The following is an 18,382-nucleotide window of genomic DNA, read 5'->3' on the forward strand; positions in this document are numbered from 1 at the left end:
CTCGGGCCCGTTCCCTTGGCGCCACTGGGCACCGGCCCGACCTGCTGATCTGACGCAGCGTCAAGACGGCCTCACGCACCGTCAGGATCATGGCATGCTGGCAGACGTTTTCCGGTTCCCGGTAACCAGCCGAAAGCACACCAGTCATGTCCGTCCAGACGGTCGGCGCCACCGCCCCTCGCCCGCACCCGCTCTCCTACGGGCGGCGCGGAGCGGCCACCGACCGCGCCGTGCGGGCCCGTCTGGTCCCCGTCACCGTGCTGGCCTGCGTGGCCGGCTGCGTGCTGCACGGCCCGGTCACGCTGCTGCGGCACTGCCACCCGCTGCCCGGCGTCACCCCGCCGATGCTGATGCTGGTCACGGCGATGTTCATCGGCGGCTTCGAGGTGCGGCTGGCCGACCTGGCCCGGGCGCTGCTGCGACCCGGGCTGCTGCTGGCCGGGCTGGGCGTCGCGCTGGTGCTGCGGATGGTGGTGCTGCTCGGCGCCGAGCGGGCCGCCTACTGCTGGCCGGAGCAGCACCAGGCGCTCTGGCTGGTGGTCGGGCTCTCGCTGACCGCCACCATGCCGGTGGCGGGCGCCGCCCAGACCTGGGGTGCCAAGGCCTCGGCGGACGCCTCGCTGAGCCTGGGCCTGGTGCTGGCCACCACGCTGCTCAGCCCGTTCACCGTGCCGCTCGGCCTGGCGCTGGCCGAGGAGCCGGAGACGCCGGGACCGCGTGCGGTGCTCGACAGCCTGGCGCAGGCCGACGGCACCTGCCGGTTCATGCTCCTCTGGGTGGCCGCGCCCTGCGTGGCCGGGCTGACGGCCCGTCGGCTCACCGGCCGGGTGCGCGACGGGCGGCCCAGGGCCCGGGCGCTGCCCTGGGTGCGGCTGTCGGGCCTGCTGAACGCGCTCGGTCTGACCGCGCTGAACGCCGCCGGCGTCTTCGGTGAGATCGAACTCAAGCCCAACCCGGCGCTGGTCACGCTGGCGCTGCTAGGGCCTCTCTTACGGATCTTGCCGGGCGCGCGACGCCGGGCATCCCTCCCCCAGCCTTCGGCCGGGAGGTGCCCCCACGGACGCACCGGCGAAACGTCCAAGTACGACCCAGTACGAGGACGCTTCGCCAGCACGCCCAGCCGGGCGCCCAACGCCGCACGCTGATCCGACAAGATCCGTAAGAGAGGCCCTAGCCGGCGCCACGGTCTGCGCGGCGCCGTTCGCGGTCGGCTGGTGCGCCTGGTTCGCGGCCCGGCGCGCGCACCCGGGCCCCGGCGAGGCGGCGGCGCTGACCCTGGCAACCGGGATGAACAACACCAGCGCGGCCGCTGCGCTGGCTGGCAGCCAGTTCGGTGGCCACCCGGCCGTGCTGCTGCCGATCTTCTTCTACGGGATGGCGCAGCAGTTGCTCGCCGCCGCGGTGCCCACGATGCTGCGGCGGCGCACCGCTTGAGCCGGACTCGAGGGTCCGGGTCCACCCTCGGCCGGGCGGTTCGGTCCAGAGGCTCGGGTCCAGCGGCGCGTTCCAGTGGATCGGCCCAGTGGATTCGGCCCAGTGGATTCAGCCCAGTGGATTCAGCCCAGTGGATCGGCCCAGGTGGCGACCGCGCTGACCGTTCCGAATCGCCGTGTCCTACGGGTACGGCGTTCACCCCTCTGTAGTCATCGTTTAACACCTGACTGGAATGCTGACCATCATGGACGAATCGCTCCCGCCGCTCCGCCGCCCGGTGGAGCCCCTCACCCCGGAGGACCCGGGCACGCTCGGCCCCGCGGACTCCGTCGCGCAGGCTCCGCGCTTCCCGCTGCCCAAGCGCCATCGCCGCATGCTGGCCTGCGCCGCCGTGGCCGCCTCGGTCGCGCTCGGCACCCTCGGCGTGGGCGCCACGGTGGAGACCGTCCAGCACGGAACCAGTGTCACGGCGGAGGCCGGGGCGCACTGACGGCACGTCGGCTGACGAACGGTCAGTCCCCATCGTCGCTGAGCGTTCCTCAGCGCCGCGAGTGCCGTCCGGTACCGCCCGCCGCGCCCAGGTCGAGCGGGGCCGCGTAGCGGGCGGCCGGGGCGAGCAGGGTCCATCCGCCCCGGGCCTGTCCGCAGCCGGCGTCCGCCGGGGTGTGCGGGGCGATCAGCCGCATCGCGTGCAGCAGGGCGAGCACCTCGCGCCGGAAGGCGGCCCGGTCGGCCAGGTGGGCTCGGCGCCAGTGGGCGACGTGCTGCTCCCGGACCCGGTCGTCCGTGTCGTACTCGTCGGCCAGGTCCCCGAGGATCCCGTCTATCAGCGCCTCGGCGATCGGCACACCGGTGGGCGTGGCGGGCTGGGCCCGGGGCGCGGGTTCCTCGCCGGGCAGCGGGCGGAGCTCGTCGACCAGGCGCTCGACCAGCAGCAGTGCGGCGTGTGCGAGCGGGTCGGGGCCGGGCAGCCGCAGGTCGGTCAGCTCGCCGGCCGGGTCGAGCAGCGCGATGCCCTCGCGGCGGATCTCGGTGCTGAACCCGAGGAAGTCCCCGAACACCACCGCCTCCCGCTCCCGGGACTCCCAGAGCCACTCCCGCTCCAGCCCGGTGAGCTCCTCGAAGAGCACCGCCGGGGTCTCGACCAGCCGGCGGCGCACCGCCACCGGGATCGTGGTGCGCGGCGGTGGCGGGTCCTGCGGCCGGGCCGGGCGGCAGCCGGCCAGCACGGCCCCGAGCAGTTCCCGGTCCACCACGAAGACCCGCGCGGGGAGCTCCTCGGTGAGCACCTGCCACCGCGTCAGCACGTCGAGCACCACGCCGACCACGTCATCGGCGGGAACCCGGTCACCTGTCGCCGCCGCCAGCTCGTCGGCGGGCCGGCGCGGCGAGCCGGTGAGCAGCGCGGCCAGGGTCCGGGTCAGCGCGGCGTACTGCGCGGGGGTGCACGGGGTGCCGGCCACGCTGAGGCGGCGCAGCGCGGTGGGGCCGAGCGCGGCCTTGGTCAGCCGGGCGAAGCTGTCGGTGACGGTGAGCGGGTAGCCGAGCAGCTCGGCGAAGCGCCCGGTGAGCCAGTCGGCGTGACGGCGGATCAACGGGAAGGCCTGGGCGTGCGGGCCGGTCGCGGTGACCAGCGGGTGGGCGAGCAGCATCCGGGCGGCGGCGCGGCGTTCGGCCGCCAGCGCCGCCGGCGCGGCGCGGCCGGCCGCCGCGGGCGGCTCCGGCTTGCGGTGCCGCCCGGGGACGGCGGAGTCGACGGCCGCCCGGGTGGCGCGACGGGCCCGGCGGGCGCGACGGGCTCCGGGCAGCGAACGCTGACCGACCGTCGGCCCGTGCCACCAGCTGACCTCGCCGAGGTCGGCGCGGTGCGGCTCGGGGGCGATGCCGAAGTGCCGCGCGCCGTAGAGGCGGAAGGCGTCGGCGAAGAGGTCGTGCGCCTCGTCGGGAGTGGCGGCGGCGAACCGGTCGGCCAGCGCCCGCAAATGGCTCGCGGTCCGCGCGGTGGCATCCGGTTCGCCAGCGGTGGCGGAGGCGACAACGGTGACAGCCGCGCCATCCGGTGCCGCAACGGCCGTGGTGGGCGAAGCCGGTGGGGCCAGCACCGGCGGGTGCCACGAGGTCAGCTCCAACGTCACCTCGCCGTCGGGCGCCAGGGCGACCGTAGCCGACTTCCCGCCCAGCGCTCCGCCCCCGTTCACGCGCCCCTCCGCCGTGCTGCCCACCGTGTCGGGGACAGCCTAAAGGAGGAAGAGGGGCGGCCCTTCCGGTCCCCCGCCCCGTCGCCTATCGTGCCGGACATGCTGAACACGATCACCACCGCCCGCCGGGCCCGCGGCCTGCTGACCGCCTTCACGGCGACCGCCGCCACGCACCTGGGCTCGCTGCTGACGGAGTCCAAGGTGGTCGAGCAGGTCACCAAGCCCGCCCTGATGCCGCTGCTGGTCGGCCACGTGCGGGGCGCCGCGAGCGCCGCCACCGGGCGCCCCGCGCCCCGCCTGCTCACCCCGGCGCTGCTCACCAGCGCGGCGGGCGACGCGCTGCTCCAGGTGGACGACGAGCGGGCCTTCCTGGCCGGCATGGGCTCCTTCGCGGCGGCCCACATCTGCTACGTGACCATGTTCGCCAAGCAGGGCGCGCTGACCGACCGTCGGCGCACCGCGCTGGTGGCGGCCGGATACGCGCTGGCCTGGGCGGTGATGATCCATCAGCTCTGGCCCGGGCTGGGCGAGCTGAAGGGCCCGGTGGCCGGCTACAGCCTGCTGCTGGCCACGACCGCCGTGACCTCGGCGGGCCTGGGCCGGCGCGGCGGTCTCGGTGGGGCGCTCTTCCTGCTCTCCGACACGCTGATCGCGACCCGGCTGGCCGGCTGGAAGCAGTTGCCGGGCCACGAGTTCTGGATCATGTCGACCTACCTGCTGGCCCAGTACCTGCTCGCCACCGCCGCGCTGAAGGCGGCGGCGGCCGAGTAGCAGGCCTAGGGCCTCTCTCACGGATCTTGCCGGGCGTCGGTGAGCCGGGACAGCGGATGCGGCGGTCGCTGAGCTGCCGCAGTCCGTCCACGAAGGCGCGTCAGCCGTGGTGGCCGTGCCGGCCGAGGGTCTCCACGGGGGTCGCGCCGGGGCGGGTCCACTGCGGCACGGGCCGGCTGGTCGGGCCCCAGGTGGCGACGCCGTCGGCGTCCGAGCGCCAGTACCAGCAGGCCTGGCGGCTCTCGGACGGGTAGCCCTCGGGCTTGTCCTCCCACGCCTCGCCGCGGCCGTAGGGCGTCATGTCGAGCAGGCCGAGGGACCCGTTGACCGGCTCGTTGCCACGGCCCGTCGTGGAGTAGGTGAGGAACACGCGGTCGCCGTCGCGCAGGAAACAGACGAGGTGCCCCATCCCTCCGCCGATCGGCGCCGGCACGCCCCGCACCGAGTACCACGGCTGGGTGTACCCCATGAACTCGACGTAGGAGGCCACCTCGTCCCACGGGCCCGAGGTCAGGACGGCGAACGAGACGCCCCGGGCGTTGAGGTACACGGCGTCCTTCACGTGCCAGGCCGTGGTGGTGCAGCCCTCGCACTGCCCCTGGTGCGGCGCGCCGTCGTACCACATGTGCTGGTAGACCACGAGCTCCTCGCGGCCCTGGAACAGGTCCAGGAACGGGACCGGGCCGTCGGGCCCGACCACCTCGACCGTCCCGTCGAGTTCCACCATCGGCAGCCGGCGGCGGGCCGCGGCGAGGGCGTCGCCCTGGCGGGTGTGGGCCTTCTCGCGGACCAGCAGCTCGTCCCGGGCGGTCTGCCAGGTGGCCAGGTCGACGACGGGCGGCCGGCCGGGCAGCGCGGTGGTCGAGTCGTCCGGGGCGCTTGTCATGGTGTCCTCCGTGGTGTCTCGTAGCGGGCAGCGTCGCACGACGTACGACGGTCACCGGAGCAGACTCGCGGCCCGGCCGGCACTCGTCGCGGCGCGGAACGCCTTCGGCCGAACCCGCACGGACCACGTCGGCCCGACAGGTTCACGGACCCGCGCTCAGAGCGTCAGGTCCACCACCACCGGCGCGTGGTCCGAGGTGCCCTTGCCCTTGCGCGCCTCGCGGTCCACGTAGCTGTCGGTGACCGCCTTCCCGAACGCCGCGTTGCCGTAGACCAGGTCGATCCGCATGCCGCGGTTCTTCGGGAAGGCCAGCTGGCGGTAGTCCCAGTAGGTGTACGGGTGGTCGTACTTGAGCGGGCGCGGCAGCACGTCGGTCAGGCCGGCCTCGCGCAGCCCGGCCAGTGCGGCCCGCTCGACCTCGGTGACGTGGGTGGCGTCCACGAAGTCGGCCATGTCGTAGACGTCCTCGTCGCTCGGCGCGACGTTGAAGTCGCCGAGCACGGCGAACGGGCGCTCACCGGCCGCGTCCTCCAGCACGGAGGCGCGCAGGGCCGCCAACCAGTCGAGCTTGTAGCGGAAGTGGGCGTGCCCGACCTCGCGGCCGTTGGGCACGTAGACCGACCAGACCCGCACCGGGCCGCAGGTGGCGGCGATGGCGCGCGGCTCGACGGCGGGCAGCAGCGCGTCGTCGGCCAGGTAGCCCGGCTGGCCGGGCAGATCGCGCACCACGTCGGCGAAGCCGAGCCGGGAGAGGATGGCCACCCCGTTCCAACGGCCGTTGCCGTGGGCCTCGGTCTCGTAGCCGAGCGCGCGGACCTCCTCGTAGGGGAAGGCGTCCGAGGCGCTCTTCAGCTCCTGCAGGCAGAGCACGTCGGGCGCGGCGCTCTCCAGCCACTCCAGCAGCTTGGGCAGCCGCGCGGTGACGGAGTTGATGTTCCAGGTGGCGATGCGGACGGTCACGACCAGGCCTTCCAGCGGTACGGGAACGGATGCCGGCCCTGGCACCCGTCCCGAAGATACCTCCCGCCACTGACGAAGCCGGGCCGCGCCGAGGAGGCGGGGCCCGGTGGAGAGGGCGGGGCCTGGCGCCAGGTCGGCGGTTAGCGCGAGGGGGTGAACCCCGGCGGCGCGCGCGGCTGTCGCGCATCGGGCCCGCCGCGCCCGCGATAAGGCTGTCTCGCACGGGGGGCGACAGTGGCGGCGGACGAGAGGTACGGATCGGATGCGGCGTTCGCGGGCAGCGGCGATGGAGCGGGCCGCGGTGGCGCTGGACGGCCGGCTGCCGTTCCTGGACGCGGCCAGGGGGCAGGTGCGCAAGGTCTTCCCCGACCACTGGTCCTTCCTGCTCGGCGAACTGGCCCTGTACAGCTTCACGCTGCTGCTGCTCACCGGCGTCTACCTGACCTTCTTCTTCAACCCCGCGATGACCGAGGTCGTCTATGCGGGGTCGTACGCGCCGCTGCGCGGACTGCGGATGACCGAGGCCTACGCCAGCACCCTGGCGATCAGCTTCGACGTGCGCGGCGGGCTGCTGATCCGACAGATCCACCACTGGGCGGCGCTGGTCTTCGTCTCCGCGATCGGCGTGCACCTGCTGCGGATCTTCTTCACCGGCGCCTTCCGCCGGCCGCGCGAGGTGAACTGGCTGATCGGCCTGACGCTCTTTCAGCTGGCGCTGGTGGAAGGATTCGCCGGCTACTCGCTGCCCGACGACCTGCTCTCCGGCACGGGGCTGCGCACCGCGCAGGGGTTCATGCTGGCGGTCCCGCTGGTCGGGACCTACCTCAGCTTCTTCGCCTTCGACGGCCAGTGGCCGGGCACCGCGATCATCCCGCGGCTGTACACCACCCACATCCTGCTGCTGCCCGGCCTGCTGGTGGGCCTGGTGACGGCCCATCTGATCCTGGTCTACTACCTGAAGCACACCCAGTGGGCCGGGCCCGGGCGCACCCGGCACAACGTGGTCGGCCGGCCGCAGTTCCCGCACTTCATCACCAAGACGGCCGGCCTGGCGGCGATGGTCTTCGGCCTGATCGCGCTGCTGGCGGCGGTCGCCCAGATCAACCCGATCTGGAAGTACGGCCCCTACCGGGCCGACCAGGCCTCCACCGACGCCCAACCGGACTGGTACATGGGCTTCCTGGAGGGCGCGCTACGGCTGATGCCGGGCACCGAGACCCGGCTGTGGGGCCACAGCATCTCGTGGAACCCGCTGCTCCCGGCGGTGCTCTTCCCGGTGGTGCTGTTCACCGCGCTCTACGCCTACCCGTTCCTGGAGCAGTGGATCACCGGCGACCGCGCCGAGCGGCACCTGTGCGACCGGCCGCGCGACCGGCCGGTGCGCACCGCGATCGGGGTGGCGGGGGTGACTGCCTACGCGGTGCTGCTGCTGGCTGGCGGGCAGGACGTGCTCGCGCTGCTCTCCCACTTCTCGGTGAACCAGCTGGACTGGATCCTGCGGGTGGCGCTCTTCATCGGCCCAGCGCTTGCGTTCTGGCTCACCCGCCGGATCTGCCTGGCGTTGCAGGCACACGATCACGACCGCTTCACCGCCGGCTCGACGCCCACCGGCCTGGTGCGCCAGTCGGTCGAGGGCGGTTACCAGGGCGAGCGGGAGCCGCTGGCGGTGGTGGACCGGTACCAGCTGACGCTGGCCGACCGCCCCGAGCCGGTGGCCGCCGCGGACGGTTCGCGGACGGAGCGGCTCCGGGGGGCGCTGAGCCGCTGGTTCTACCGCGACCGGGTCCAACCACCGCAGCCGGCGCGGCCGGACCCGGCGCCGGCCCCCGATGTCGAGCAGGTCTGAGCCGGGCGCAACGCTCAGCCCGGCTCAACGCTCAGCCCGGCTCAGCGCTCCGCGCGGCTGCGCTTGACGGTGCGGAACCGCCGGGCCAGCGCGCGGGCCAGGTCGGCAGCGCCGATCAGGCCGGCCTCGTTGCCCAGGGCGGCCGGCACGATCTGCGCCTCGGGGCGGAAGCCGCGCCCGGTGAGGGTGCGCCGGAAAGCGTCCTGCGCGGGGGCGAGCAGCAGGTCGCCGGCCGCCGAGACGCCGCCGCCGACCACGAAGCGTCCGGGGTCGAGCGCGGCGGCCAGATTGGCCAGGCCCACGCCGAGCCAGGTGCCGATGTCGTGCAGCAGCTCGGTCGCCATCGGGTCGCCGGCCCGGGCCGCCTCGGTGACCAGCGGCCCGGTGATCGCCGCCACCTCGCCGCCGACCCTGGCCAGCAGCGGCTGGGCCACCGGCGACTCGGCGGCGGCCAGCTCGCGGGCCTCGCGGACCAGCGCGTTGCCGGAGGAGTACTGCTCCCAGCAGCCCCGGTTGCCGCACGGGCAGCGGTGCCCGCCGGGGACCACCTGCATGTGGCCGAACTCGCCGGCCAGCCCGTGGCGACCGCGGTCCACATAGCCGTGGCGCACCACCGCGCCGCCGATCCCGGTGCCCAGGGTGATCATCACCAGCAGGTCCTCGCCCCGCCCTGCGCCGAACCGCCACTCGGCCCAGGCGGCGGCGTTGGCGTCGTTCTCGACCACCACCGGGAACTTCAGCCGGTCGCTGAGCGCCTCGCGCAGCGGCTCATTGCGCCAGTTCAGGTGCGGGGCGAAGAGCACCCGGGAGCGGTCGGCGTCCACCCAGCCGGCCGCGCCGATGCCCACCGCGTGCACGTCGTGCCGGTCGGCCAGCTCCAGCACCAGCTCGACGATGACGTCCTCGACCACCTTGGGGCTCTTGCTCCTGTGCGGGGTCTCGGCGCGCAGTTGCTCGACGATCCTGCCCTCGCCGTTCACCACTCCGGCGACCACCTTGGTGCCGCCGATGTCGATCCCGATCGTGGGCAGTCGCAGCACGCCGGCCGGCAGGGTGCGCCGGCGCCGGTCCGCGCCGTACCGGTCGGTCCCGCGCGGGGCGAGGGTTCGCTGGCCGAGACCGCGCTGGCCGAGGCCGAGCAGCGCGGGCAGGACGGGTTGGCCGGTGCGGCCGCCTGGCTGTGTCACGACGGGAACGATACGCCGCACTGATCGTCCCGGCAGGTGCTCGGGGCACCCCCGGGCAGGTGACAGACTGGGGTGCGGACACTCAGCCGGCTCCCAGCTGCAGGTGATATTCCTCTCAGGTTTCCCTCAGCATCGGCGGAACCCGGGAGTCCGTTCACACCGTCGTTCTTCATTGTCGTTACGCACCGGGCATGCGGGGTCCGGGCACGCCAGCAACCCGGATACGAGACATTCATGCAACTGACAGGCCAGCCGTTCCTGATTCTCACGATCATCCTGGTCCCGGTCTCCATCGCGGTCGCCATGCTGCTCTGGGGCCGGGTCCGGGGGCCGAAGCCGCTGCAGGCGCTGGTCCGGCTGGTGATGCTGCTGTTCTGCCAGGCGACGGCCGTGATGATGATCTTCGTGATGGTGAACAACGCCAACCTGATCTACGGGAGCTGGGGCGACCTGCTGGGCGACGACGGCCACGTGCAGTCGGTGCCGACCGTGCCGACGGCGGGCTCGGCCGCCGGCACCGGCCAGAACGGGGCGGCCGGTCAGCCCGGCAACGACGCCAAGCCGGCCGCCGCGAAGGCGCTCCAGCAGTTCAAGGGTGTGAACGACCCGCTGGTGCCGAAGGACGTGCAGACCACCGACCTCAAGGGCCAGGTCTCCGGGGTGGACGGCGAGGTCAACGTCTGGCTGCCGCCGCAGTACAACGACCCGGCCTACAAGAACACCAAGTTCCCGGTGGTCGAGCTCTTCCCGGGCTTCCCCGGCTCCTCGAAGACCTGGTTCGGCTCGCTGAACGTGTCCGAGCAGCTCAAGCCGCTGATGCAGTCCGGTCAGATCACCCCGTTCATCCTGGTCTCGCCGCGGACCCAGCTGATCAGCACCACGGTCGACACCGGCTGCGCCAACGTGCCGGGCAAGGTCAACGCCGACACCTGGCTCTCCACCGACGTGCCGCAGATGATCCTGGACAACTTCCGGGCCGACCCCTCGCCGAACAGCTGGGCGGTGGCCGGCTATTCGGCCGGGGCGCACTGCGCGGACCGGATGGCGCTGCTGCACCCCGATCGCTACCGCGCCGCGATCAGCCTTTCGGGGTACAGCGACCCGGGCGCGCTCTCCTCCTCGCTCACCGCGAAGGACTCCAAGCTGCGCCAGACCGCCAACCCGCTCTACATCCTGGAGCACGCCCCGACCCCGCCGAAGGTGGCGCTCTTCCAGAGCGGCGACAAGGGCGACGGCTACGAGGACGGCCAAGCGCTGGCCACGGCCGCCAAGGCGCCGACCACGGTGCAGGTGCAGCTGACCACCGGGCCGCACACGCCCTCGACCTGGCGGCCGATGGTGCCGAGCGTCTTCAAGTGGCTGAGCGGCATCATCCCGGCGCCCAAGCCGTCCTGACGGTGCATCATCCCGAGGACGGTGCCGCCGGCCTGACCGACCGTCAGGCCAGCTCCAGGGCAAGGTAGAAGTCCACCCGGTCCTCCAGCCGGGACAGGTCACGCCCCGTCAGCTCCTCGATCCGGCCGATCCGGTAGCGCAGCGTGTTCACGTGCACGTGCAGCTGGGCGGCGCAGCGGGTCCAGGAGCCGTCGGAGCGCAGGAAGGCCTCCAGGGTGCGGACGAGGTCGGCCTGGTGCTCGATGTCGTAGCCGATCACCTTGTCGAGCAGCCGGCTGCGGAAGGCCCGGCGCACCTCGTCGGGCACCGCGGCGAGCAGCAGCACGTGCGAGGCCAGCTCCTCGGGGCCGGCCACGCAGACCCGGCCGACGCGGGCGGCGGCGATCCGGCGGGCGTGCCGGGCCTCCTCCAGGGCGCCGCGCAGACCGCCGGCCTCCAGCGCGGGGGCCGAGACGCCGACGGTGATCCGCCCTTCCGAGCCCAGGCCCGCCTCCAGCGGCGCGAGCAGCTCGCGCAGCGCGTCGGCGGGCACCGCGGTGCCCGGTGCGGGCAGCACGATCACCGCTCCGGCGCCGGTGCCGGCCACCAGCGCGCGGTCCGAGGTGTCGGTGAGAGCTTCCTCCAGGATTGAACGCACCGCCCCGTCGGGTAGACCTGTTCCTTCGGCGCTGAGCACCAGCCAGGAGCCCTGCGCCTGCTCGCCTTCGGGCGTGCTCCCCTCGTAGCGGGCGGCCATCGCCGAGGAGGCGAAGAGGGTGCGGCTGATCTCGGCCGGGTCGGCGTCGCGCTGAAGCAGCGTCAGCACCTCGTCGGCCAGCCGGCGGCGCAGCCGTCGGCTCTCGTCGCGCCGGTTGCGCTCGGCGGCCACCAGCCGGGCCAGGTTCTCGGCGAGCTGCTGGCGCTTGGTGGTCCACTCGGTGACGTCGCCGGCGACGGCGAGCACCCAGTCGGCCAGCGGCGCCTCCTCCTCGGGGTGCGCGGGCGCGGGCAGCAGCGAGTAGGAGCCGGAGACCAGGCGGGCCCGGTGCGGGGGGCGGCGGCGCTGGCGCTGGGCGGCCAGATGGGCGCGGACCAGCTGGTCGCGGTCCTCGGCGCTCAGGTGCTCGGCGGGCCCGGCGACCACCCGGCCTGTGGGGGTGAGCACCCAGCAGTCCAGGTCGAGGTCGCCGCCGAGCAGGTCGAGCACCGCGTGCAGGCCGCCACCACCGGCCGCCGAGACCAGCATCCGGTGCCGGTCGACCAGCGCGGCCAGGTCGGCGGCCCGGTCGGCGGAGACCTGCCGGCCGATGAACTCGGTCAGGGTCGAGAAGGCGATGTCGTCGGGCACCGCCAGCAGCGGCATCCGGTGCCGGCGGCAGGCCTCGATCAGGTCCTCGGGGATCGGTCCGACCTCGGCCTCGCCGGCCGCCAGCGCGACCGCCCCGCCGGCTGCCAGGGTGCGCACGAAGCGCTCGGAGTCCTCCGGCCCGGTGCGCCAGAGCATGCCGGTGAGGACCAGCTCGCCACCGTGCAGGTAGCGGCCGGGGTCGTACAGGTCCGTGGTCATCACACCGCTGACCTGTCGGTCGAGCTCGTCCTCGGCCGCGAGCAGCCGAAGTCTCGGGGCACCGGGGGCGAGTAGGTCACGGACGCGCATCCGCTGACTCCTTCGTCAGAACCGAAACGTGCGGGCAAGGAAACACCTGGGGCGGATCCGCGCAGGTCGGGGTGACAGTGTGCCCGACTTCCAGTCGTTCGGCGGTATGTATCAGCGCCCATCCGGGTCACGGGCCCGTCGCTTCGTCGTCACGGCCGGATTACGGTCGTAAGCGGCGGTTGGCAGACCGCTCAGCAGCAGTTTCATCGCCCTTAGAGGAACGTACAGGATGCCGGGCGGCACCGGCGCACGGGCTTCATGCCATCGGTGACTGCCAGTGGGCCCCGTCACAGCGGTTCACTGGCAAACACGCCGCCGGACACACCCCGGTGACCAGGACTCAACGCCCCGGCAACGCTTCGGAGGCCAGTCCGAGCACCGGAGGTTTGCGAATCCCGCGCCGACGCCCCCAACCGGGCGATGATCCGTGGATTCCGGGCACAGTGCCCACTGGTTCGATTGGCGACGACTTGAGGAGACACCCGCATGGAGTTCCTGCGGCCCGCTACCTGGGACGAGGCTCTCGCGGCTAAGGCTGAGCACCCGACCGCGCTGCCGATCTCGGGTGGCACGGATGTGATGGTCGAGATGAACTTCGACGTCCACCGGCCATCCGCGTTGCTCGACCTGAACCGCATCACCGAGCTGACCGAGTGGTCGATCACCGACGGTGTGGTGAGACTCGGGGCCGCGGTCCCGTATTCCCGGATCATCGACGAGCTGTCCGAGCCCCTGCCGGGGCTGGCGCGTGCGGCGCACACGGTCGGCTCACCGCAGATCCGCAACCGGGGCGGCGTCGGCGGGAACCTGGGCGGCGCCTCGCCCGCCGGTGACGCCCACCCCGCGCTGCTGGCCGCCGGGCGCGACGTCTTCGTCGAGGCCTGCTCGGTGCGCGGCACCCGGCTGATCCCGATCGACGAGTTCTACGTCGGGGTGAAGCGCAACAGCCTGGAGAAGGACGAGCTGATCCGCTCGGTCTTCATCCCGGTGGCGGACGGCCCGCAGCAGTTCTCGAAGATCGGCACCCGCAACGCGATGGTGATCGCGGTCTGCGCCTTCGGCTTCGCGCTGCACCCCAAGAACCACACCGTCGGTACCGGTATCGGCTCGGCTGCCCCCACGCCGCGTCGCGCCGTCGAGGCGGAGCAGTACCTGCAGGGCGTGCTCGAGGAGCGCGGGCTGTGGGAGTCCGGTGACCTGCTGGGCACCGAGGTGATCCAGAAGTTCGGTGAGCTGGTGAAGGCCGCCGCCTCGCCGATCGACGACGTGCGCGGCACCGCCGACTACCGCCGGCACTCGCTGGCCGTGATGGCCCGCCGCACCCTCACCTGGACCTGGAACGACTACAGCAAGCAGATCAGGAGCGCGGCATGAGGGTCACTTTCACCGCCAACGGGAAGCCGGTCGAGGCCGACGACGTCTGGGAGGGCGAGAGCCTCCTGTACGTGCTGCGCGAGCGGGTCGGCCTGCCGGGTTCGAAGAACGCCTGCGAGCAGGGCGAGTGCGGCTCCTGCACGGTCTACCTGGACGGCACCCCGGTCTGCTCCTGCCTGGTCGCGGCCGGCCAGGTGCAGGACCGCGAGGTCCGCACCGTCGAGGGCCTGACCGACGGCGAGGAGCTGGGCCTGGTCCAGCAGGCGTTCGTCGACGCCGGCGCCGTCCAGTGCGGCTTCTGCACCCCGGGTCTGCTGGTGCAGACCGACGCGCTGCTCGACCGCAGCCCGCAGCCCAGCGACACCGACATCCGCGAGGCGCTCAGCGGCAACCTGTGCCGCTGCACCGGCTACGAGAAGATCATGGACGCGGTGCGGCTGGCGTCCGCCCGCAAGTGCCAGAAGGTGGGGACCTCCGAATGAGTGCTCGTACCATCCAGGGTCAGAAGAACCTTCAGGACATCACCACCGGCAGCCCGCACGGCATCGGCGGCTCGCCGCTGCGGCCGGACGGCACGCTGAAGGTCAAGGGCGAGTTCGCCTACTCCTCGGACATGTGGCACGAGGACATGCTCTGGGGCATGGCGCTGCGCTCGCCGCACCCGCGGGCCAACATCCTGAGCGTGGACATCTCCGAGGCGCTCAAGACGCCGGGCGTCTACGCGGTGCTGACCCACGAGGACATCCCGGGCTCGAAGTACTACGGCCTGGAGATCCAGGACCAGCCGGCGCTGGCGATCGACAAGGTCCGCTACCACGGTGAGGCGATCGCGCTGGTCGCGGCCGACCACCCGGAGACGGCCCGCCGCGCGGTGAAGAAGATCAAGGTCGAGTACGAGGTGCTCACCCCGATCACCACCGAGGAGCAGGCGCTCAACCCCGAGGTGCACGGCTACGTGCACGAGCCGCACGAGTACAAGTCGCACGGCTCGGGCAACATCTGCCACTCGCAGAAGCTGGTCTACGGCAAGGGCGTGACCGACGAGGTCAAGGCGCTGGCCGACGTGGTCGTCAAGGGCGAGTACGAGGTCGGCATGCAGGACCAGGCCTTCCTCGGCCCGGAGTCCGGCCTCGCGGTGCCCGCCGAGGACGGCGGCATCGACCTCTACGTGGCCACCCAGTGGCTGCACGTGGACCGCCAGCAGATGGCCCCGGTGCTCGGCCTGCCCGAGGAGAAGGTCCGCCTCACCCTGGCCGGCGTCGGCGGCGCCTTCGGCGGTCGCGAGGACCTGTCGATGCAGATCCACGCCTCGCTGCTGGCCCAGCGCACCGGCAAGCCGGTCAAGATCGTCTACGCCCGCGACGAGTCCTTCTTCGGCCACGTGCACCGCCACCCGGCCAAGATGAGCTACGAGCACGGCGCCACCCGCGACGGCAAGCTGGTCTACTCCGACGTGCGCCTGGTGCTGGACGGCGGCGCCTACGCCTCCGCCTCCCCCGCCGTGGTCGGCAACGCGGCCTCGCTGGGCAACGGCCCGTACAACATCCCGAACGTGCGGATGGAGGCCATCGCCCTCTACACCAACAACCCGAGCTGCGGCGCGATGCGCGGCTTCGGGGCGGTGCAGGCCTGCTTCGGCTACGAGACCCAGATGGACCGGCTCGCCGCCGAGCTGGGCATGGACCCGGTCGAGCTGCGCCAGCTGAACGCGATGTCGGAGGGCGACTACCTGCCCACCGGCCAGCAGATCGACTCGCCCGCCCCGGTCGCCGAACTGCTGCGCCGGGTCAAGGACATGCCGCTGCCGCCGCCGCTGGACCTGACCAACCTGGACATCCGCGAGCTGCCCGGCGCGCTGTCGAACACCTCGCACGGTGAGGGCATCGTGCGCGGCATCGGCTACTCGGTCGGCATCAAGAACGTCGGCTTCTCCGAGGGCTTCGACGACTACTCCACCGCCCGGGTCCGCCTGGAGGTCATCGGCGGCGAGCCGGTCGCCATGGTGCACACCGCGATGGCCGAGGTCGGCCAGGGCGGCGTCACCGTGCACGCCCAGATCGCCCGCACCGAGCTGGGCGTCGAGCAGGTCACCATCCACCCGGCCAACACCGAGGTCGGGTCGGCCGGTTCCACCTCCGCCTCGCGGCAGACCTACATGACCGGCGGCGCGGTCAAGCTCGCGGCCGAGGCCGTGAAGTACGCGCTGATCGAGAAGGGCCGCAAGCGCTACGGCTGGGCGCAGAACGACCTGAACCTGGTCGGCGGCAAGGTGGTCTCCGAGTCGGCCGGTGTGCTGGTCCCGATGGTCGACCTGCTCGGCGACGAGGCGATCGACCTGACCCGCGAGCACCACCACCGCCCGACCGAGGCGTTCGACAAGGAGACCGGGCAGGGCTTCGGCCACGTCCAGTACACCTTCTGCGCCAACCGCGCCGTGGTCGACGTGGACGTCGAGCTGGGCCTGGTCAAGGTGGTCGAGCTGACGGCGGCTCAGGACGTCGGCAAGGCGCTCAACCCGCTCTCGGTGGTCGGCCAGATCCAGGGCGGCTGCACCCAGGCGCTGGGCCTGGCGGTGATGGAGGAGATCATCGTCAAGGACGGCAAGGTGCGCAACGCCTCGTTCACCGACTACCTGATCCCGACCATCCTGGACGTCCCGCCGATCCCGGTGGACGTGCTGGAACTGCCGGACCCGAACGCCCCGTACGGGCTGCGCGGGGTCGGCGAGGCGCCCACCGTCTCGGCCACCCCTTCGATCGTCGCCGCGATCAGGCAGGCCACCGGCATCGCGCTCAACCGGATCCCGGTCCGGCCCGAGCACCTCACCGGGACGCTCTAGCCGCACCCCCACAACCTCCCCGGGGCGGTGACCACGTCTTCCCCACCGCCCCGGGGCGCACCAAAGGAAGTACCGAGCAAGTGTCCGTGCACCATCCCGCTGCCTCTCCCACGCCGGGGCTCTGCAGCGGTGCGCACCACCCCACGCACCGCACGCACACCGAGTGCACCTCGTGAGTCGAGCAAGTCCCCCTGCGCCGTCACCCCTCTGACGGGCGGGTCGGCTCGCCCACCCCAACCCCCTATGAACCTTGGGAGTGGACATGACCCGGATCCCCACGGAGCCCGGCACCACTGAATCCCCCACGACCGTCGACGGGCCCGACGAGGCCGGCACCCCCACGCCGCCCCCGACACCCGCGACCAGAAACGCGCTGGACGCGTATTTCAAGATCTCGGCCAGAGGTTCGACCTTCGGCAACGAGATCCGCGGCGGACTGACCACCTTCATGGCGATGGCCTACATCGTCCTGCTCAACCCGCTCATCCTGAGCGGCGCCGACGTCACCGGCGTCAAGCTGGACCACGCCCAGCTCACCACCGCGACGGCGCTCGCCGCCGCCGTGACCACGATCCTGATGGGCGTGGTGGGCAACGTGCCGCTGGCGGTCGCCGCCGGCCTGTCGGTCTCCGGGGCGGTCTCCGCACTGGTCGTACCGCACACCACCTGGGCCCAGGCGTTCGGCCTCTGCGTCATCTACGGTCTGCTGATCGTGCTGCTGGTGCTCTCCGGACTCCGCGAGAAGATCATGAACGGCATACCGCTGCCGCTCAAGCACGCGATCACCATCGGCATCGGCCTCTTCGTCTCGCTGATCGGCCTGCACAAGGCCGGTTTCGTGCAGAGCGGCGGGCCCACCCTGGTCTCGCTCGGCCCTGAGGGCGAGCTGGCCGGCTGGCCGGTGGTCTGCTTCGCCGTCACGCTGCTGATCATCTTCGTGCTGCTGGCCCGCAACGTCCGCGGTGCCATCCTGATCGGCATCACGGCCGGCACGGTCTTCGCCTTCATCGTCAACGCGGTCGGCCACATCCCCGGCAAGTCCTGGGGCAGCGCCCCGCCGGTCTGGCCGGGCAGCCCGGTCGCCGCGCCCAACTTCGGACTCTTCGGCCACGTCGACCTGTTCGGCGCCTTCGGTTCCAAGGGCATGGGCGCGATCAGTGCCTCGGTCGCGGTCTTCACCCTGGTGCTGGCCGGCTTCTTCGACGCGATGGCCACCATCATCGGCGTCGGCACCGAGGCCGGCCTGGCCGACAAGCAGGGCCGGATGCCGGGCCTGTCCAAGGCACTCCTCATCGACGGCTCCGGCGGCGCGATCGGCGGCCTGGTCGGTGCCTCCGGCCAGACGGTCTTCGTGGAGTCCGCCACCGGCGTCGGTGAGGGCGCGCGGACCGGTCTCGCCTCGGTGGTCACCGGCGGCGTCTTCGTCCTGATGCTCTTCTTCTCCCCGCTGGCCGGCATCGTGCCGGTCGAGGTCGCCTCCGCCGCCCTGGTGGTGATCGGCTCGATGATGATGAGTCAGGCCCGGCACATCGACTGGGCCGACCGCGACGTGGCCATCCCCGCCTTCCTGACCTGCACCATGATGCCGTTCACCTACAGCATCACGGCGGGCGTCGCCGCCGGTGTGATCTCCTACACGGTGATCAAGGCCGGCAAGGGGCAGTGGCGCGAACCAGGTCCGCTGATGTGGATCCTGACCGCCGTCTTCGTCCTCTACTTCGCCCTCACCCCGGTCAAGGAGTGGCTGGGAGTCCACTAGGAGTTCGCCGGCGCGGCGCGCGGGGCCGTCGGCCTCCCCGCGCCGCGCCAGACCGGCTGCCAACCCCCGACATCACCGACACCCTCGACACCACCGA

The 18,382-nt window shown here is 72.5% G+C and carries 15 protein-coding genes; 10 read left to right on the forward strand and 5 right to left on the reverse strand.

The window, feature by feature from the left end; translation table 11 throughout:
* Nucleotides 1-146 precede the first annotated feature (146 nt).
* The 3 genes from ABH937_RS26105 to ABH937_RS26115 all read left to right on the forward strand — a co-directional run bounded on the left by ABH937_RS26105 (nt 147) and on the right by ABH937_RS26115 (nt 1,924).
* Nucleotides 147-1,145 carry a hypothetical protein gene (locus ABH937_RS26105; protein ID WP_370219672.1) on the forward strand — a complete coding sequence of 333 codons (999 nt, stop codon included), beginning with the start codon at nt 147-149 and terminating at the stop codon, nt 1,143-1,145.
* Between the two features lie 142 nt (nt 1,146-1,287).
* Nucleotides 1,288-1,434 carry a hypothetical protein gene (locus tag ABH937_RS26110; RefSeq protein ID WP_370219673.1) on the forward strand — a complete coding sequence of 49 codons (147 nt, stop codon included), beginning with the start codon at nt 1,288-1,290 and terminating at the stop codon, nt 1,432-1,434.
* A 244-nt stretch (nt 1,435-1,678) separates the two neighbouring features.
* A complete protein-coding gene (locus ABH937_RS26115) occupies nt 1,679-1,924 on the forward strand; it encodes a hypothetical protein (RefSeq protein WP_280691524.1) in 246 nt (81 codons plus the stop codon).
* A 49-nt stretch (nt 1,925-1,973) separates the two neighbouring features.
* On the opposite strand, the gene ABH937_RS26120 is transcribed toward ABH937_RS26115, so the two are convergent.
* Nucleotides 1,974-3,632, reverse strand: a complete 1,659-nt coding sequence (locus ABH937_RS26120; protein ID WP_280691525.1) for a DUF2398 family protein — start codon at nt 3,630-3,632, stop codon at nt 1,974-1,976.
* Between the two features lie 99 nt (nt 3,633-3,731).
* On the opposite strand from ABH937_RS26120, the gene ABH937_RS26125 reads away from it, so the two are divergent.
* Nucleotides 3,732-4,403, forward strand: a complete 672-nt coding sequence (locus ABH937_RS26125; RefSeq protein WP_370219674.1) for a lysoplasmalogenase — start codon at nt 3,732-3,734, stop codon at nt 4,401-4,403.
* A gap of 100 nt (nt 4,404-4,503) precedes the next feature.
* On the opposite strand, the gene ABH937_RS26130 is transcribed toward ABH937_RS26125, so the two are convergent.
* Together ABH937_RS26130 and ABH937_RS26135 are read right to left on the reverse strand one after the other, a co-directional pair.
* The gene (locus ABH937_RS26130; RefSeq protein ID WP_280691527.1) at nt 4,504-5,289 is read right to left on the reverse strand and encodes a DUF899 domain-containing protein; all 786 of its coding nucleotides are present in this window, start codon (nt 5,287-5,289) and stop codon (nt 4,504-4,506) included.
* A gap of 156 nt (nt 5,290-5,445) precedes the next feature.
* Complete coding sequence (locus ABH937_RS26135; RefSeq protein WP_280691528.1) at nt 5,446-6,249, reverse strand: exodeoxyribonuclease III; 804 nt, start codon at nt 6,247-6,249, stop codon at nt 5,446-5,448.
* Between the two features lie 262 nt (nt 6,250-6,511).
* Between ABH937_RS26135 and ABH937_RS26140 the strand changes: the two genes are divergently transcribed.
* The gene (locus tag ABH937_RS26140; protein WP_370219675.1) at nt 6,512-8,095 is read left to right on the forward strand and encodes a cytochrome bc complex cytochrome b subunit; all 1,584 of its coding nucleotides are present in this window, start codon (nt 6,512-6,514) and stop codon (nt 8,093-8,095) included.
* A gap of 41 nt (nt 8,096-8,136) precedes the next feature.
* Here the strand turns inward: ABH937_RS26140 and ABH937_RS26145 are convergent, their stop codons facing one another.
* Nucleotides 8,137-9,237, reverse strand: a complete 1,101-nt coding sequence (locus ABH937_RS26145) for an ROK family glucokinase (protein WP_370219713.1) — start codon at nt 9,235-9,237, stop codon at nt 8,137-8,139.
* 279 nt (nt 9,238-9,516) lie between these two features.
* Between ABH937_RS26145 and ABH937_RS26150 the strand changes: the two genes are divergently transcribed.
* The gene (locus tag ABH937_RS26150; protein WP_280691531.1) at nt 9,517-10,677 is read left to right on the forward strand and encodes an esterase family protein; all 1,161 of its coding nucleotides are present in this window, start codon (nt 9,517-9,519) and stop codon (nt 10,675-10,677) included.
* A gap of 43 nt (nt 10,678-10,720) precedes the next feature.
* On the opposite strand, the gene ABH937_RS26155 is transcribed toward ABH937_RS26150, so the two are convergent.
* The gene (locus ABH937_RS26155) at nt 10,721-12,313 is read right to left on the reverse strand and encodes a PucR family transcriptional regulator (protein ID WP_280691532.1); all 1,593 of its coding nucleotides are present in this window, start codon (nt 12,311-12,313) and stop codon (nt 10,721-10,723) included.
* 486 nt (nt 12,314-12,799) lie between these two features.
* Here ABH937_RS26155 and ABH937_RS26160 point away from each other — a divergent pair, with 486 nt between their 5' ends.
* The 4 genes from ABH937_RS26160 to ABH937_RS26175 all read left to right on the forward strand — a co-directional run bounded on the left by ABH937_RS26160 (nt 12,800) and on the right by ABH937_RS26175 (nt 18,285).
* Entirely contained in the window at nt 12,800-13,687 is an 888-nt protein-coding gene (locus tag ABH937_RS26160; protein WP_370219676.1) for a xanthine dehydrogenase family protein subunit M, read from the forward strand.
* Nucleotides 13,684-14,169: a (2Fe-2S)-binding protein gene (locus tag ABH937_RS26165; protein ID WP_280691534.1), complete on the forward strand. Its 486-nt coding sequence runs from the start codon at nt 13,684-13,686 to the stop codon at nt 14,167-14,169. The genes ABH937_RS26160 and ABH937_RS26165 overlap by 4 nt, the downstream gene beginning before the upstream one ends.
* On the forward strand, nt 14,166-16,526 hold the full coding sequence (gene pucD, locus ABH937_RS26170; protein WP_280691535.1) for a xanthine dehydrogenase subunit D: 2,361 nt from the start codon (nt 14,166-14,168) through the stop codon (nt 16,524-16,526). The genes ABH937_RS26165 and pucD overlap by 4 nt, the downstream gene beginning before the upstream one ends.
* Before the next feature lie 262 nt (nt 16,527-16,788).
* Nucleotides 16,789-18,285 (forward strand): NCS2 family permease, encoded by a 1,497-nt coding sequence (locus ABH937_RS26175; RefSeq protein ID WP_280691536.1) that lies wholly within the window; start codon nt 16,789-16,791, stop codon nt 18,283-18,285.
* Nucleotides 18,286-18,382 lie beyond the last annotated feature (97 nt).

This window comes from Kitasatospora sp. GAS1066B (assembly GCF_041262605.1).
Taxonomy (GTDB): domain Bacteria; phylum Actinomycetota; class Actinomycetes; order Streptomycetales; family Streptomycetaceae; genus Kitasatospora.

Bases quoted from the DNA above. Each gene is read 5' to 3' on its own strand.
- ABH937_RS26165 (WP_280691534.1), top strand. From the start codon at position 13,684: ATGAGGGTCACTTTCACCGCCAACGGGAAGCCGGTCGAGGCCGACGAC.
- pucD (WP_280691535.1), top strand. From the start codon at position 14,166: ATGAGTGCTCGTACCATCCAGGGTCAGAAGAACCTTCAGGACATCACC.
- ABH937_RS26175 (WP_280691536.1), top strand. From the start codon at position 16,789: ATGACCCGGATCCCCACGGAGCCCGGCACCACTGAATCCCCCACGACC.
- ABH937_RS26125 (WP_370219674.1), top strand. From the start codon at position 3,732: ATGCTGAACACGATCACCACCGCCCGCCGGGCCCGCGGCCTGCTGACC.
- ABH937_RS26140 (WP_370219675.1), top strand. From the start codon at position 6,512: ATGCGGCGTTCGCGGGCAGCGGCGATGGAGCGGGCCGCGGTGGCGCTG.
- ABH937_RS26110 (WP_370219673.1), top strand. From the start codon at position 1,288: ATGAACAACACCAGCGCGGCCGCTGCGCTGGCTGGCAGCCAGTTCGGT.
- ABH937_RS26150 (WP_280691531.1), top strand. From the start codon at position 9,517: ATGCAACTGACAGGCCAGCCGTTCCTGATTCTCACGATCATCCTGGTC.
- ABH937_RS26155 (WP_280691532.1), bottom strand. From the start codon at position 12,313: ATGCGCGTCCGTGACCTACTCGCCCCCGGTGCCCCGAGACTTCGGCTG.
- ABH937_RS26115 (WP_280691524.1), top strand. From the start codon at position 1,679: ATGGACGAATCGCTCCCGCCGCTCCGCCGCCCGGTGGAGCCCCTCACC.
- ABH937_RS26105 (WP_370219672.1), top strand. From the start codon at position 147: ATGTCCGTCCAGACGGTCGGCGCCACCGCCCCTCGCCCGCACCCGCTC.
- ABH937_RS26160 (WP_370219676.1), top strand. From the start codon at position 12,800: ATGGAGTTCCTGCGGCCCGCTACCTGGGACGAGGCTCTCGCGGCTAAG.
- ABH937_RS26130 (WP_280691527.1), bottom strand. From the start codon at position 5,289: ATGACAAGCGCCCCGGACGACTCGACCACCGCGCTGCCCGGCCGGCCG.